This window comes from Azospirillum sp. A26 (assembly GCF_042604635.1).
Taxonomy (GTDB): Bacteria; Pseudomonadota; Alphaproteobacteria; order Azospirillales; family Azospirillaceae; genus Azospirillum; species Azospirillum palustre.
This window is the reverse complement of record NZ_CP170476.1, coordinates 170,783-186,192: the sequence shown is the minus strand read 5'-3', so window position 1 is coordinate 186,192 and position 15,410 is coordinate 170,783. Positions and strand designations below refer to the sequence as shown.

Annotated in this window: 12 protein-coding genes and 1 pseudogene; 9 read left to right on the top strand and 4 right to left on the bottom strand. The window is 71.1% G+C overall.

Annotation, left to right across the window (positions count from 1 at the left end; all coding sequences use genetic code 11):
• Nucleotides 1–143: 143 nt before the first annotated feature.
• From ABNQ39_RS31765 to ABNQ39_RS31745, 5 genes and pseudogenes are all read left to right on the top strand, one after another.
• The gene (locus tag ABNQ39_RS31765) at nt 144–878 is read left to right on the top strand and encodes a LuxR C-terminal-related transcriptional regulator (protein WP_376966067.1); all 735 of its coding nucleotides are present in this window, start codon (nt 144–146) and stop codon (nt 876–878) included.
• A gap of 170 nt (nt 879–1,048) precedes the next feature.
• Nucleotides 1,049–2,797 carry a hypothetical protein gene (locus ABNQ39_RS31760; protein WP_376966065.1) on the top strand — a complete coding sequence of 583 codons (1,749 nt, stop codon included), beginning with the start codon at nt 1,049–1,051 and terminating at the stop codon, nt 2,795–2,797.
• Entirely contained in the window at nt 2,797–6,204 is a 3,408-nt protein-coding gene (locus ABNQ39_RS31755) for a PAS domain S-box protein (protein WP_376966063.1), read from the top strand. Before ABNQ39_RS31760 ends, ABNQ39_RS31755 begins: the two co-directional genes overlap by 1 nt.
• A gap of 196 nt (nt 6,205–6,400) precedes the next feature.
• Nucleotides 6,401–7,180, top strand: a pseudogene (locus ABNQ39_RS31750) (methyl-accepting chemotaxis protein); the annotation flags it as partial.
• Nucleotides 7,181–7,400: 220 nt separating this feature from the next.
• Nucleotides 7,401–8,486 carry a methyl-accepting chemotaxis protein gene (locus ABNQ39_RS31745; RefSeq protein WP_376966061.1) on the top strand — a complete coding sequence of 362 codons (1,086 nt, stop codon included), beginning with the start codon at nt 7,401–7,403 and terminating at the stop codon, nt 8,484–8,486.
• Nucleotides 8,487–8,503: 17 nt separating this feature from the next.
• Here ABNQ39_RS31745 and ABNQ39_RS31740 read toward each other — a convergent pair whose 3' ends face one another.
• Nucleotides 8,504–9,232, bottom strand: a complete 729-nt coding sequence (locus ABNQ39_RS31740) for a ChrR family anti-sigma-E factor (protein WP_376966059.1) — start codon at nt 9,230–9,232, stop codon at nt 8,504–8,506.
• Nucleotides 9,229–9,894, bottom strand: a complete 666-nt coding sequence (locus tag ABNQ39_RS31735) for a sigma-70 family RNA polymerase sigma factor (protein ID WP_376966057.1) — start codon at nt 9,892–9,894, stop codon at nt 9,229–9,231. The genes ABNQ39_RS31740 and ABNQ39_RS31735 overlap by 4 nt, the downstream gene beginning before the upstream one ends.
• Nucleotides 9,895–10,129: 235 nt before the next feature.
• Here ABNQ39_RS31735 and ABNQ39_RS31730 point away from each other — a divergent pair, with 235 nt between their 5' ends.
• The 4 genes from ABNQ39_RS31730 to ABNQ39_RS31715 are packed head-to-tail and all read left to right on the top strand — an operon-like array spanning nt 10,130 to nt 14,182.
• Nucleotides 10,130–11,518: an NAD(P)/FAD-dependent oxidoreductase gene (locus ABNQ39_RS31730; protein WP_376966055.1), complete on the top strand. Its 1,389-nt coding sequence runs from the start codon at nt 10,130–10,132 to the stop codon at nt 11,516–11,518.
• Nucleotides 11,518–12,366, top strand: a complete 849-nt coding sequence (locus ABNQ39_RS31725) for a DUF1365 domain-containing protein (protein WP_376966053.1) — start codon at nt 11,518–11,520, stop codon at nt 12,364–12,366. Before ABNQ39_RS31730 ends, ABNQ39_RS31725 begins: the two co-directional genes overlap by 1 nt.
• Entirely contained in the window at nt 12,363–13,637 is a 1,275-nt protein-coding gene (locus tag ABNQ39_RS31720) for a class I SAM-dependent methyltransferase (RefSeq protein ID WP_376966051.1), read from the top strand. The genes ABNQ39_RS31725 and ABNQ39_RS31720 overlap by 4 nt, the downstream gene beginning before the upstream one ends.
• A 17-nt stretch (nt 13,638–13,654) precedes the next feature.
• Nucleotides 13,655–14,182: a DUF3833 domain-containing protein gene (locus ABNQ39_RS31715; protein ID WP_376966049.1), complete on the top strand. Its 528-nt coding sequence runs from the start codon at nt 13,655–13,657 to the stop codon at nt 14,180–14,182.
• On the opposite strand, the gene ABNQ39_RS31710 is transcribed toward ABNQ39_RS31715, so the two are convergent.
• Both ABNQ39_RS31710 and ABNQ39_RS31705 read right to left on the bottom strand, forming a co-directional pair.
• Nucleotides 14,145–14,591, bottom strand: coding sequence for a nuclear transport factor 2 family protein (locus tag ABNQ39_RS31710; RefSeq protein WP_376966047.1), 447 nt, complete (start codon nt 14,589–14,591; stop codon nt 14,145–14,147). The genes ABNQ39_RS31715 and ABNQ39_RS31710 overlap by 38 nt on opposite strands.
• Nucleotides 14,588–15,379: an SDR family NAD(P)-dependent oxidoreductase gene (locus ABNQ39_RS31705; RefSeq protein WP_376966045.1), complete on the bottom strand. Its 792-nt coding sequence runs from the start codon at nt 15,377–15,379 to the stop codon at nt 14,588–14,590. Before ABNQ39_RS31705 ends, ABNQ39_RS31710 begins: the two co-directional genes overlap by 4 nt.
• Nucleotides 15,380–15,410 lie beyond the last annotated feature (31 nt).

Genomic DNA, 15,410 nt, shown 5'->3' with positions numbered 1-15,410 from the left:
GGAGGCGGGGAAGTATGACCGTCATGCAATTATGACCGGCGTGAAATGTTCGGAAGCCACGAAAACTTAAGATTTCGACCGGTATAACAGAAATTCTTGATACTGTGGGATGAGTGGTTGCCGAGGGTGGCGGAGGCTGGTTGATGAAGATCCTGGTGGCGGACGACCATCCCTTGTTCCGGGACGCGCTGGAGCTGTCGGTCCGTCAGGCTTGGCCGGATGCGGAAATCGGCTGCATCGGCTCGCTTCTGGAATTGCCCGCGGCGTCGGCGTCGGTGCCGGCGTCGGCCGATGGCAGCCCCGCCATGCTTTTCCGCTATGACCTGATCGTGCTCGACTGGCGGATGCCCGGTGCGGAGGGAAGCAATCCGATCGCCGTGCTGCGTCAGGCGGGGGTCCAGGGGCCGGTCGCCGTGGTGACGGGGGCGGAGGATGCGTTGACCGCCCTGGAGGTGCTGCGCTGCGGCGCCGAAGCCTTCCTGCCGAAGACGACGCCGCGCCGCATCCTGGCCCAGGCCCTGCGTCTGGTGGCCGAAGGCGGCAGCTTTGTGCCGAAATGCGTGGCGCTTGACCTGCTGCACATGACCGACCTGTCGCTCGACATCGACGAGGCGGAGGAGGCCGACGGACCGCCGCTGGAGGGGGAGGGCGCGCCATCCTCGCCCCTGACCGACCGGGAGCAGCAGGTGCTGTCGATGCTCGCCACCGGGGCGACCAACAAGGAGATCGGGCGTCACCTCAGCCTTCAGGAGGTGACGGTCAAGCTGCACACCCGCCGCATCCTGCGCAAGCTGGGTGCCCGCAACCGCACCGACGCCGTGCGCCGCGCCCAGCAGGCCGGCCTCTTGTCCCGCAGCCTGGACGAAGCCTCGTCCTGACTCCGGCAGGCGTGCCGGGAAGGCCGCTTGCCGCATAGGGCTGGTCCCAGCAGCGGCAGGCCGGCCGTTCTGGTATGGTTGCCCCCACTGGTCACACGCCTTTGTCCAGTGCGGCAGAGATGGGCGTAACCGCAACAGGGCCGCAAATGGGGCCGCAGTCCGAGTCGCCGATGAGCCCATCCGACCATTCCTTGCCGGGTCCGCAAGCCGTCCGCCCCGCGCGTCCCGCCATTGCGTCCGCCATCGCCGCGCCCGCGGTTGCCGCGCTATGCGGAGTGGCGGTTTTCCTGCTGTCGGCACTCGACCCGCTGCGTGAGGTCGCACCCCTGGCGCTTCCCCTGATGGCCGCCGGCTGCTGTGCGGCGGCCGGGCTGACGCTCCTGTCGGTCTGGAGAGCCGGGCGCGGCAAGACCGCGGATTTCACGCCGCCTCCCGTCCCGGCGACGCAGCCGCCGCCAGCCTCCGACATGGCTGCCGGGGCCACCGTCCGCATCGCCGCGCTGGAAGAGGCGTTGCGGCAAAGGGACAGGCAGGCTGCGGAGCGGCTGCGCAGCCAGCAGCTGGCCGCGATGGACGTCCGTGCCGGGCTTGCCTGCGCCATCGTTCACGACATGAACAACGCGCTAGGCGCGGTCTCGGGCTATGCCGACTTCCTGGTCAGCGACCTGCCCGCGGACTCGCCGCAGGCCGACTATGCCAACCGTGTCCTGACGGCGGTGACCCGCGTCGGTCCCGGCCTGCGCAGGCTGGTGTCGGCCGCAAGGATGGAGCCGGTCCCGCTGAAGCCCGAGCGGGCCGTCGGTATTCTGGACGAGGCGGCCGCGCTGCTGCGGACCGTTCCGGTGCAGCCGGGCAGTCTGGCCGTCCGCCACGACCCCGGCGTGCCCGATCCGGTCTGCAACGCCGACCTGCTGGCGCGGACCCTGGCGGGTCTGGCGGCGGAGATCCTCGCCGCCTCCGGCCGGGCCAGCGACGCCCGGCTTTGCCTGCGCGCCTCGGTTCCGGGCCAGCTGATGGCAGGGCTGGGATCGGAACTGGTTGCGGATCAGGACGATCCGGATCGGGACGCCGCCGGCTGGACCGTGCGGCCGCTCCTGACGCCGCGCCGCGGACCGCACATTCTGTTCGAACTGCGGATCGACGGCCCGCCGCTGGCCGACGACCTGCTGTCCATGCTGGTCGATCCGCTGCTGTTCGCCCGCGCCTGCTACCGCCGCGGCCAGTCGGAGCGGGAGGAGGGCGCCCCCTGGCCGGCAGCCCTGCTGACCGCACGGCTCCATGACGGCGGGCTGAGCCTGCTGACCCACCCGGTGGAAGGGACGGCGGTGCGGCTGCACATTCCCGCCGTCCCGGCGCCGCTCCGCACCGCCAGGGCGGCGACACCGCAACCCGAGAAAGAGACGCCACAGCCACCGCAGCAGGCGTCGGCACCGCGGCCCCAGCAGGTAACGGGGTCGGCTACGCGCAGTTCCGCGCCGGCCTGCAAGGTTCTGGTCGTCGATGCCGACCCGGCGTCCGGAGACCGGTTCCAGACCGGGCTGGAACGGCAGGGCTTCGAGGTGTCGGTCTGCGACGACCTTCGCGATGCGCTGGACGTCGTCGCCGACGAGCCGGGCTTCTTCGATGCGGTGGTCATCGGTCCGGGGCTGAGCGCGCTTCCCGCCGGCCTTGCGCTGGCCGGCCGCCTGAAAGCGCTGCGGCCGGACCTGCTCTGCGTGCTCTACGGCGCGGCCGGCGCCGAGTTTCCGGCTGGCGCCGTCCCGCTTCATGTCGAGGCCGGCGGACCGGCCGACCTCCTTCTGCCGCTGCCGGTCGACCTGCCGCGGCTGGCGCGCGGGGTGGCGGCGCTCGCCGCCGGCGGCAGCCGGAGGGAATGCGGAGAGGGAAGCGGGGACGGGATGACCGGAGGGCGGCGCTGATGCGTGGACGCCCTCATCTGCAAGGCTTCATCGCCGCCATCTGGACGGCGACCCTGGTGATCGCCGCCGGACTGTGGGCGGCGGCCCTGACGCTGGTCCATTACGACGATGCCGAAGCGATGGCGCGGGCCGAGCGCGACAGCGGCAACCTTGCCCGCGTCGTCGCCGAACAGGCGACACGGACCATCGCCGAAGCCGACCAGATCCTGCTGTTCCTGATCGACGACTATCACGAGCATGGCGACTGGACCCAGGGCATCACCCAGATGCTGCGGCAGGCGGTGGAGCGTTCGAGCATCCTGGTCCAGCTGGCGGTGATCGACGAGCATGGCGACCTCATCCACACCAGCGTCGAGGATGCGCCGGTCCGCATCCATCTGGCCGACCGCGAGCATTTCCGCGTCCATGCCAACAACCCGGCCGCCGGCCTGTTCATCGGGAAGCCGGTGTTCGGCCGCGCCTCCGGCAAATGGTCGATCCAGCTGACGCGGCGCATCAGCAACAGCGACGGCAGCTTCGCCGGGGTGCTGGTCGCGTCGATGGACCCCTTCTATTTCAGCCGCTCGCTGGAGGAGCTGGACGTCGGCCCCAACGGGGCGGTGGCGATTGTCGGCACCGACGGCATCCTGCGCGCCCGCTCGCTGATGAACGACCGCATCATCGGGCGGGACGTCGGCGAATCGCCGACGCTGCAGATGGCGCGTCTCCGCCCCACCGGCTTCGTGCGCAGCGCCAGCGTGATCGACGGGATTCCGCGCCTGCAATCCTTCCGCACCCTGGCCGCCTATCCGCTGATCGTCACGGCGGCGTTCGACGAGGGCTCCTTCCTGGCCGACACGCGGCGGCGGCAGCGGGTCTATCTGCTGGCGGCGGCGGCGTGCAGCGCCGGGCTGATCGGGCTGGCCCTGCTGGCGACGCGGCAGACGGCACGGCTCGCCGGTTTGGCCCGCCAGTTGGCCCAGAGCGAGGAGCGGTTCCGCGATCAGGCGGAAACGGCCTCTGACTGGTTCTGGGAGATGGATGCCGACCTGCGCTTCTCCAATCTCGCCGGGCCGCTGGTCCCGCATATCGTCAACGGCGCGCTGCCCATCGGCCTCAGGCGCGAGGATGTCGCACTGCGCGAACCGGGGGATACGCCGAAGTGGGAGCGGCACCGTCAGGCGATGGAGCGGCGGGAGCCGTTCCGGAACTTCCGCTACCGGGTGATGACGGCGGCGGGGCTGCGCTATTTCAGCGTCAGCGGCCGTCCGGTCTTCGACGAGAGCGGGGAATTCCGCGGCTACCGCGGCTCGGCCACCGACATCACCGAGCGGGAGCTGGCCGCCAACCGGCTGGCCTCCAGCGAGGCGCGCTACCGCGCCATGTTCGAGGCGGTGGGCCAGCCGATCGTCACCATCGACGAGCATGGCACCATCGACGCCTTCAACCGGGCGGCGGAGCGGCTGTTCGGCTACCGCGCGGCCGACATGGTCGGCGGGCCGATGACCCGGCTGATGCCGACCGCGATGGGCGCCGTCCATGACGGGCTGCTGGCCACCTACCGCGAGAGCGACGCCTCCGCGCCGCGCTCGGAGATCCGGGAGCTGACCGGCCGCCGCAAGGACGGCAGCGAGTTCCCGCTGGAGGTGACCCTGGCCGGCTGGCGCGAGGGCGACCGCCGCTACGTCACCGGCGCGCTCCGCGACGTCACCGCCCAGCGCGAGATCGAGGCCAGCCTGCGCCGCGCCAAGGAGGCCGCCGATCAGGCCAACCGCGCCAAGGGCGAGTTCCTGGCGACCATGAGCCACGAGATCCGCACGCCGATGAACGGGGTGCTGGGGGCGCTGGCCCTGGTCGAGGGGCCGAACCTGAACGAGGAGCAGCGCCAGCTTCTGGACGTCGCCAACCGGTCGGGCAACGCGCTGTTGCAGATCATCGACGACATCCTCGACCTCTCCAAGCTGGAGGCCGGCAAGGCGGAGGTCGAGCCGGTGGACTTCGAGCTGCGCGCCGTGCTGGGCGACAGCATCGACCTGCTGGAGCCGGCCGCTTGCGGCCGCGGCCTGATCCTGACGCGGGAGGTGGCGCCCGCCGTGCCCGACCGGGTGCGGGCCGACCTGCGCCGCATCCGTCAGGTGCTGGTCAATCTGGTCGGCAACGCGTTGAAATTCACCAACCGGGGCGGCGTGTCCGTGCGGGTCGGGTTGGAGGGGGCTGGGACGGGAGCGGCGGCAGGATTGGCCGATGGCGGCTTCTTCCTGCGGTTCGAGGTGGCCGACACTGGAATCGGCATTCCGGAGAATGTGCAGCAGACCCTGTTCCGCCGCTTCACCCAGGCCGACAGCTCCACCACCCGGCGCTTCGGCGGCACCGGGCTGGGACTGGCGATCAGCCGGGAGCTGGTGACGCTGATGGGCGGGCGCATCGGTGTGGTCAGCACCGAGGGCAAGGGCAGCACCTTCTGGTTCACCGTCCGCTGCGAGCCCGCCGCCGATCCGTCGGCGGGGGTGCTGACCGTGCCCTGCGCTCCGGAACCGGTGCCGGCGGCCGGAACCGCGCAGCCGGCCGGCCTGCATGTCCTGGTCGCCGAGGACAACGAGATCAACCGCGACATCGTCGTCACCATGCTGCGCCGCGCCGGCCATCGCGCGACGGCGGTGGAGGACGGCTTGCAGGCGGTGCGTCTGGTGGAGGAGGGCGGTTTCGACCTCGTCCTGATGGACGTGCAGATGCCGGTGATGGACGGGGTCACCGCGACCCGGCACATCCGCACCATGCCGGGCGAGGCCGCCCGCCTCCCCATCGTGGCGCTGACCGGCAACGTCATGCCCGGCCACCGCGCCGAGTATCTCGCCGCCGGCATGACCGCCTATCTGACCAAGCCCATCGTGTCCGCCGACCTGTTCGACGTGCTGGCCTCGGTGGCCGCGTTGCGGGCGGCCGGCGGTATATGGGGGGACTCCGGCCTGCCGCCGCGGGCGCCCGTGGCATCCACTTTCCCCGGAGCCCCGTCGCCCGCCCCGTCCGGGGCGGAGGTCTGGCGCGCGGCGCCGCTGCTGGACGACGGGCAGGCCTCGTCGTTGCGCGCGGTGATCGGCGAGGAGGCCTGGGTGCAGACGGTGGTCGCCTTCCGGCGGACGGTGGGCGACAGCGTGGCCGCCATCCGCAGCGCGGCCGGGCGGGAGGGGAGCGCCGTGCCGCCGGTCCGTATCGCCCACACGCTCAAGGGAACGGCCGCCAACATCGGCGCCGTGCGCCTGAGCCGTCTGGCTTCGCTGCTGGAACAGCGGGCGCTCGACAATGGCGGCTGGACGGACGACGACCCGCACTGCGAAGCGCTGGAGGGCGTCGCCGAGGCCACGCTGGACGCCCTGGCGTCCCGGTTCCAGCCGGCGGACAATGCCGCGGTGGAGCAGGAGACGGCTTGACGCAACGAATATTCGTCCGGTGGTTTCTTTGTTTCAGAAGAGTATTTGCAGAATTTTTCAAGATAAACAGCGACTTCACGTCGCAGATGAAGCCGAAGATAGGTGTTTTCGGTGACCGAATGGTGTGGAATGTCTAGAGTACGCAGTCTCGGCCCGCGCCGATCATTCGTACTCTTAACCAGTAAAGTTCCTCATCATGATGGCTGCCGGAAGCATCCTCCACGTCATCTCGATCCGGGCGAAGGTCGTGGCGGTCGCGGTGTTCGTCTTCGCCGCGGTCGGCCTGTCGTCGGTCCTCACCATGCGCGACATGAGCCGGCAGACCGACCATCTGTCGGAGGTGCAGCACGACACGCATGACCTCGTCGGCAGCGTCATTCCCCTGGTTTCGCTGGTCGGGGAAATCCGCTTCGACGTGGTGCAGACGCAGCAGTGGCTGACCGACGTTTCCGCGACCCGCGGGCTGGACGGCATGAACGACGGGCCGGAAAAGGCCGCCGACTATGCCCGCCGGTTCGAGGAGCACACCGCCAGGGCCACCGAACTGGCGCGGGCGCTGACCCTGCCCCAGGTGGTCGACGAGATCGGGCGCGCCCGCAAGGCCTTCGGCCCCTATTACGAGATGGGGCGGCGCATGGCGCAGGCCTATATCGACGGCGGGCCGGAGGCCGGCAACCGGATCATGGGCGAGTTCGACAGCGTCGCCGACGCCATGGGCGACAGCATGGAGGCGCTGGGCGCCAGCGTCGTCGCCCTCAGCGCCGACCGGCTGAAGGCGCTGACCGGCGGCATCGGGGCGGTGCGGGAGGCGGCCGACGGGCTGCGCTGGACCCTGATCGGCGCCGGGCTGGTCATCCTGCTGATGGCCTCGGCCTGCGTGGTCTTCCTGGAGGCGGCGATGATCCGCCCGCTGGAACGGCTGCGCCGCGCCATGGCGGCGCTGGCCGGCGGCGATCTGGATGTCGAGGTCGGCCTGAGCGAGCGCCGGGACGAGATCGGCCAAATGGCCGACACCGTCCGCGTCTTCCAGCAGGGCGCGCGGGAGAATGCCCGGTTGCGGCTGGCCCAGGAGGAGACCCGCCGCCGGGGCGAGGAGGAGCGGCGCCAGGCGCTGGAGGCGATGGCGGAGAAGGTGGAGCGCGAGACCCGCGTCGCCGTCGATCATGTCGCCGAACGGACCAGCCGCATGAGCGGCAATGCCGGCGCCATGGCGGAATCGGCGGTGCAGGTCAGCGACAACCGCCCAGAACGTCGCCGCCGCCGCCCAGCAGGCGCTGAGCAACGCCGAGACCGTCGCCGCCGCGACGGAGGAGCTGTCGGCCTCCATCGGCGACATCGGCATGCAGGTGTCGACCGCCACCCAGGTCACCGGCCGCGCGGTGGAGCGGGCGGGGTTGGCCCGCTCCACCATCGAACGGCTGTCGGCATCGGTCGAGCGCATCGGCGCCGTCGCCCGGCTGATCGGCGACATCGCCAGCCAGACCAACCTGCTGGCGCTGAACGCCACCATCGAGGCGGCGCGGGCCGGCGATGCCGGGCGGGGCTTCGCCGTGGTGGCGAACGAGGTGAAGACCCTCGCCAGCCAGACCGCGCGGTCCACCGAGGAGATCGGCTCGCTGATCGCGGAGGTGGAGTCGGTGACCGCATCGGCCGTCGGCGTCGTCGGCGAGGTGGCGGAAACCATCGATGAGGTGGCCGGGATTTCCTCCTCCATCGCCGCCGCGGTGGAGGAGCAGGCGGCGGCGACCCAGGAGATCGCCCGCTCGGTCAGCCAGACCAGCGACGCGGCGAAGGAGGTGTCGCTGCGCATCGGCCGCGTTTCCGCCGAGGCGGACTCCACCCAGAACCGGGCCGGCGAGGTGCGGGCGGTGGCGGACGACGTCGCCGGCGGCATCGACGCCCTGCGCAACGTGCTGATCCGCGTGGTGCGAACCGCCACCAGCGATGTCGACCGCCGCCAGCGCCCGCGTTTCGCCGTGTCGATGGGCTGCGCTCTGGAGGCCGCCGGCGCCGGTCCGGTGCGTGCCGTCGTCGCCAACCTGTCGGCGGGCGGCGCCATGCTGACCGGCGCTCCCGACCAAGTGACTGGCGGGCATGTCACCGGCGGGATGGTGACCCTGCGGATCGACGGGGTGTCCCGGCCGCTCACGGCGCGGGTAAAGTCCAGCGAGCGCGGCCGGCTGCACGTCAAGTTCGATCTGTCCGATGCCGACCGGGAGGCGTTCGAGCGCGAGCTGGAGCGCCTGACCCACGGCCTGACGCCGATGGCAGCCGTTGCGTGACGCTCGGTGAGCTGCCGCTACAGCCCGATGAAGGGCTGCATCAGCCGGCCCATCAGGCCGGTGAAGCGCAGCGGCGCGTCGGTCGCGATCAGGCAGACGCAGTCGCGGTGGCTGTCGGCGATGGGCTGGTGGTTGGTGTCGCCATCGACTTCCGCCAGATCGCCGGGGCCGTAGCGGCCGAGTTCATCGGCGAAATGGCCGCTCAGCACCACGGTCAGTTCCAGCCCGCCATGGCCGTGGTGGGGCAGGGCGGTACCGGGCGCGATGCGCAGAAGCTGGGCCGCGCCGCCGGATGCCGTGCGCGGCAGCAGTTCCACCCGCCGCACGCCGGGGGCCAGACGCTGCCAGGACAGGCTGTCCAGGGATGGGACATAGGCGCGCAGCGGGCGGGGCAAACCCGTCGCCGGTTGCGGCGTGGAGGCGGCTTTCGGCTTGTTCCACTGCGGCTTGAGGCGCTGGGCCTTGCAGGGATTGGCCGGCGCCTCCTCCCGGTCCAGCCGGTCCAGGGTGGCGGCCAGCGACAGGCTCTCCAGCGGGGCCGGCGGCAGATCCTCCAGCAGGGCGCCGCCCAGCGCCTCGACCTCCGCCAGGGTGGCTCGGCAGTCGGGGCAATGGGCGAGATGGACCGCCACGGCGAGCGACAGCCCCTCTCCCAGGCTGCCGGCGCCATAGGCCACCAGCAACGCATCGCTGGGATGGTGGTTCGGCAGCAGGGCCAGGGCGGCATCGGGGGGGTGGGCGGTCATCGGTCGTCGTCTCCCAGCGCCTTGCGGATCTTGGCCATGGCCAGGCGCAGGCGCGATTTCACTGTGCCCAGCGGCACGTCCAGCCGTTCGGCGATGGCCGGATGGGCGAGGTCGGCGAAGAAGGACAGCCGAACCACCTCCGCCTGTTCCGGCGTCAGCGCCGCCAGCGCACCGCGCAGGCGGCGGGCTCGGCGGTCGCCGTCCAGCAGCTCGTCGGCGGGCGGGCGGTCGTCCTCATGCTCCAGCAGCTCGTCGTCGGAGACCTCCGGATGCCGTTCACGGCGCAGCGCGTCGATGCGCAGGTTGCGCGCGATGGTGAAGACCCAGGTGGCCGCTTCCGCCTTCGCCGGATCGTAGAGCTGGGCCTTGCGCCACACCGACAGCATGGTGTCCTGCGCCAGATCCTCCGCCCGCTGCGCCGGCATGCCCAGCTTCAGCATGTACGCCTTCACCCGCGGGGCAAAATGGGCGAACAGCCGGGCGAAGGCCTGACGGTCCCCCGCTGCCACCGCGACCAGATCGGCGGACAGCCGGGCTGCCGCCGGATCGTCGCAGCCGCGCGCCGCCAGCCCGGCTTTTGCCCGGTCCGGCTTGGCCATATCCGGCTTGGCCCGGTCCGCTCCGGCGGCGTGCGTCAGAAGAGTGGCGAGTGGGGCGATCATGCTGGAGTTACGCCGACGCCTGCGCTTCGGATCACTGCCGCCCCTTGTCTTTTTGTCCATTCGGCCGGATGGCGGGGAAGCGCGAGCGTGGCGATGATCCAACCGCGATCCGCCGCCGTATCCCGATCACACGCCGAGCCTACCCACTTCGGATAGAGTGCGGCCCCGGACATCGTCGAAACCATCGTCGAAACCCTGGCCGATTACCGCCAAGTCCCCCAAAGAGGGCCGCCCCATGCCGTATTCACCGCCCGAGACCAGCCCGCCGGCCCCGCTCGACATCGCCGTCATCGGCGCCGGCATCGCCGGACTGTCGGCGGCGTGGCTGCTGTCGAAGTCGCACCGCGTCACCCTGTACGAGAAGGAGGACCGGCCGGGCGGCCACGCCAACACGGTGGAGGCGGACGGCGCCGGTCCGGTCGACACCGGCTTCATCGTCTACAACGAGCCCTGCTACCCCAATCTGGTGGCGCTGTTCGACCATCTGGGCGTGGCGACGCGGGCGACGGACATGAGCTTTTCCGCCTCGCTGGACGGCGGGCGGTTGGAATATGCCGGCAGTTCGCTCGCCACCCTGTTCGCGCAGAAGCGCAACCTGCTGCGGCCGCGCTTCTGGCGGATGCTGTCCGACCTGCTGCGCTTCTACCGCGAGGCGCCGGGGCTGCTGGCCGGGTTGCAGCAGGGGTCGGCGGCGGAGACGCTGACGCTGGGCGATGTGCTGGACCGTGGCGGCTATTCCGATGCCTTCGTCCGCGACCACCTGCTTCCCATGGCCGCCGCGATCTGGTCGACCCCGGCCGCTGCGATGCGCGACCATCCCGCCGCCGCCTTCCTCCGCTTCTGCGACAACCACGGCCTGTTGAAGATCAAGGGCCGCCCTGTCTGGCGCACGGTGGAGGGCGGCAGCCGCAGCTATGTCGAGCGCATCCTGGCCGACATGCCCGGCGCCCTGCGCCTGAACCGTGCGGTGGAGGGCATCGTCCGTGAGGAGGGCCGCGTGCTGGTGCGCGACCGCCGCGGTGCGGTGCGCGCCCACGACCATGCGGTGATCGCCACCCATGCCGATCAGGCGCTGGCCCTGCTGGAGGATGCCGGCGAGGACGAGCGCCGGCTGCTGGGTGCCTTCGGCTATGAACGCAACCTTGCCATCCTGCACAGCGACGCCTCCCTGATGCCGAAGCGCCGGGCGGTGTGGTCGAGCTGGAATTATCTGGCCGAGCGGCGGGACGACGGCCAGGGGCAGGACGCTGTGTGCGTCAGCTACTGGATGAACCGCCTGCAAGGCTTCCTGCCCCGGGACCGCGACCTGTTCGTCACGCTGAACCCGCTGCGCCCGCCGCGCGAGGGCAGCATCCTGCGCAGCGTCCTTTACGACCATCCCATCTTCGAGATGGAGGCGCTGGCGGCGCAGAAGCAGCTGTGGAGCCTGCAAGGGCAGCGGCGGACCTGGTTCGCCGGTTCCTATTTCGGCGCCGGCTTCCACGAGGACGGCGCGCAGGCCGGGCTTGCGGTGGCGGAGGCGCTGGGCGGCCTGCGCCGGCCCTGGACGGTGCCGAACCCGTCCGGCCGCATTCACGTCGGACCGGCGCCGGGCGCCCATGCCGCCGCGCTGGAGGCGGCGTGATGGAGGTGCGGCCCTTCGCCTCCGGCCTCTATGTCGGCAGCGTCATGCATCATCGGGTGAAGCCGGTGCGGCACCGGCTGTCCTACCGGGTGTTCAGCCTGCTGGCCGATCTGGACGAGCTTCCCCGGCTGGACCGCGAGCTGCGGCTGTTCGCCCACAATCGTTTCGGACTGCTCGGCTTCCGGGATCGGGATTTCGGGCCGTTGGGTGGTATGGGGCTGGGCGGGATGGGGACGGACCTCAAGGGCTGGGCCGAGGGCCAGCTCGCCGCCGCCGGAATCGAGGGGGGCGGGCCGGTCCGGCTGCTCTGTTTCCCGCGGGTGCTGGGCTTCGTCTTCAACCCGCTCTGCGTCTGGTTCTGCCATCGCCGCGACGGGACGCTCGCCGCCATCATCCACGAGGTGTCCAACACCTTCGGGCAGCGCCACGCCTACCTGATCCCGGCGGCGGCCGGGCCGGACGGGCTGGTGCGCCAGCGCTGCGACAAGGGCTTCTACGTTTCGCCCTTCATGGACATGGAGACCGCCTATCACTTCCGCATCCGCCCACCCGGCGGGCTGGCCGGGGAGCCGCTGGCGGTGTCGATCCGCCAGACCGATGCCGAGGGGCCGGTGCTGCACGCCGCGCTGACCGCCCGGCGGGTGGAGCTGACCGACGGCGCCATCCTGCGCGTCTGGGCCCGCCACCCGCTGATGACCGCCAAGGTGGTGGCCGGCATCCATTGGGAGGCGCTGCATCTGTGGCGCAAGGGGCTGGCGATCCGCCCGCGCCCGCCGGCCCCGGCCCATCCCGTCACCATCGTCGACAGCGCCATCCCGCCCGTTTCCGAGAAGGCTTTCCGCCCATGACCGACGCTGTTACCGACATCGCCGCAAGCACGCTCCGACGGCAGCCCCGATGGCTGCGGCTGCTGACCGGAGGGGATTTGTGGACCGCCGCCCTGGCGAGGATGGCCGGCCGCATCCGCCGGGGCGAGCTGACCCTGCGCCTGCCCGACGGGCGGACGATGGGCGTCGGCGATCCCGCCCGGGGGCCGCGGGCCGACCTGACCCTGCTGGACGGGGCGGCGGCGCGGCGCCTGCTGCTGGGCGGCGGCATCGGCATGGCGGAGGCCTATGGCGACGGGCTGTGGCGCAGCAGCGACCTGCCGGCGCTGATCGAACTGGCGATCCGCAACGAGGGGGAACTCGGCGGCGCTTCGAAGAGGAATGCGCTGAAGGGCACCCTGGCGGCGGCGCTGGCCAACCGGCTCTTCCACCGCAGCCATGCCAATTCCCGCCGCGGCAGCCGCCGCAACATCGCCTTTCATTACGACCTCGGCAACGACTTCTACCGCCTGTGGCTCGACCCCGGCATGACCTATTCCTCCGCCCTCTACGAGCGGGAGGGCCAGAGCCTGGAGGACGCGCAGGACGCCAAGATCGCCCGCGTCGCCGAGTTGTTGCAGCTCCGGCCCGGCGACCGGGTGCTGGAGATCGGCTGCGGCTGGGGCGGCATGGCGGAGCATCTGGCCGGCCGCTTCGACGCCTCGGTCACCGGCCTGACCCTGTCGGCGGAGCAGCTCGCCTTCGCCCGCGACCGGATGGATCGCGCCGGGCTGGCGGACCGGGTCGATCTGCGGCTGATGGATTACCGGGATGCCGGCAAGGAATTCGGTGGCAGCTTCGACCGCATCGTCTCCATCGAGATGATCGAGGCGGTGGGGGAGGAGCATTGGCCGCGCTACTTCGCCACCCTGCGCGACCGGCTGGCCCCCGGCGGGGCGGCGGTGGTGCAGGCGATCACCATCGACGACGCGCGGTTCCCGTCCTACCGCCGCAACTGCGATTTCATCCAGCGCCACATCTTCCCCGGCGGCCTGCTGCCCTGCCCGTCGGCCCTGCGCGCCGAAGCGGAGCGGGCCGGGCTGGTGGTGGAGCATGTCGAGACCTTCGGCGAGTCCTATGCCTGGACCTGCGCGGAGTGGCGGCGGCGCTTCTTGGAGGCCGGGCCGCAGGTGGCGGCGCTGGGCTTCGACGAGCGGTTCCGCCGGCTGTGGGACTATTACCTCGCCTATTGCGAGGCCGGGTTCCGCGCCGGGACCATCGATGTCGGGCTCTGGCGTTTCCGCAAGCCGTGAGCGGGGGGACCCTTGCGATGAAGATCGAGGATTTCGCCGCCAACACGCCCGAACTGCGGATCGAGCAGTATTTCGCCGGGCGCACCCATGCCTGGGGGGTGTTCGAGGACCGCTTCGGCACCCTGCGCCGCAGCTTCACCGTTACCATCGACGGGCGGTGGGACGGGCGGGAACTGGTGCTGGACGAACACTTCCTCTATGCCGACGGCGAGACCGAGCGCCGGGTCTGGCGCATCGCCAGGACGGCGGAGGGCCGCTACGAGGGGCTGGCCGACGACGTGATCGGCACGGCGGTCGGGCGGTCGGCCGGGAACGCGCTGAACTGGACCTACGAGATGGCGCTGAAGGTGGGCGGCGACCGCTGGCGCGTGCGCTTCGACGACTGGATGTGGCTGCAGCCGGGCGATGCGCTGATCAACCGCGCCAACGTCTATCGCTGGGGCCTGTGGATCGGCACGGTCAGCCTGTTCTTCCTGCCGGAAGGCCGGTTGGCGCGGCCCGACGCCGTCAACGCGGCGGAGACACGCCCAGCCGCTGCCGAATGAGGCGCAAAGGGGCACCCAGCAGCGGCAGGCGCAGATAGACATGCTCGCCGGAATCCCAATGGTCGATGTGTTCGGCCACCCGCCCGTCGGCGGCCTGCCGCACCTCGCTGGTGCCGATGACGTCCATGCGGCCGATGCCGGTCACCGTCGCCTCGAACCGCCAGCGCAGGATCGCCAGATCGGGGGCGAACAGCCGGTGGGTGACGGTGAAGCGCAGGTCGCGGCAGCCGTTCAGCGTGTGGACCAGAACCGCGCGCACCGCATCGCGCCCGCGGGCGTCGTTGAAGGGATCGCGGAACCGCACCTCCGGCACCGTCAGCGCGGCAAGCCGGTCGAGCGTGCCGACGCTCAGATGCTCGAAGAAGTCGGCCCAGGCGTCCAAGCCCCGGCTTCTGGCGTCGTCCGTCATGCTCCCGTCGCCTTGCGCACCAGGGGGAAGTAAAGCCGATATGGCAGGCAGCGCGCCAGCTTCAGCTTGCGGGTGAAGCGCCGGGGAAAGGCGATCTCGAACCGGTCCCCGTCAAGTCCGTCGGCGAGTTCCCGTGCCGCATCCTCGACCGGCATCAGATCCGGCATGCGGAAGCTGTTGCGGGCGGTCAGCGGCGTGTCGATGAAGCCGGGGCAGACCAGTTGAAGCCTGATCCCGGCGCGGTCGCAGTCGGGCTTCAGCGATTCGCACAAGTTGATCAGCGCCGCCTTGGTCGGGCCGTAGGCCGCCGCCGTCGGCAGGCCGCGGTAGCCGGCGACCGACGCCACCACCGCCAGCTGCCCGCGCCCCCGCGCCCGCATCCGCGGCAGCAGCGCCTCCAGCCCATGGATGACACCCATATAGTTGACCTCCATCAGCCGGCGGGCGGTGTCGGCGGAGAAATCCTCCAGCGACATCGGGCTGTGGGTGCCGGCGTTCAGCACCGCCCGGTCGATGGGGCCCAGCCGGCTTTCGATGGCGGCGACGGTGGCCGCGGTTGCCTCGCGGTCGGTCACGTCGAGCGGGAACATGCGCATCCGGTCGGGCACCATCTGAACGGCGGCGGTCAGATCATCGACGGTGCGGGCGGAAAGCGCCACCCGCGCCCCGGCATTGGCGAGATGGATCGCCAGCGCGCGGCCGATGCCGCTGCCGGCCCCGGTGATCCAGGCGACGCCCTGCGACCCGCCGTCCGAGCCCTTGCCCATGTTACCGCCCGTACCGTCCATGGCGCACGCCCCGCACAATCAAACCGTTGCG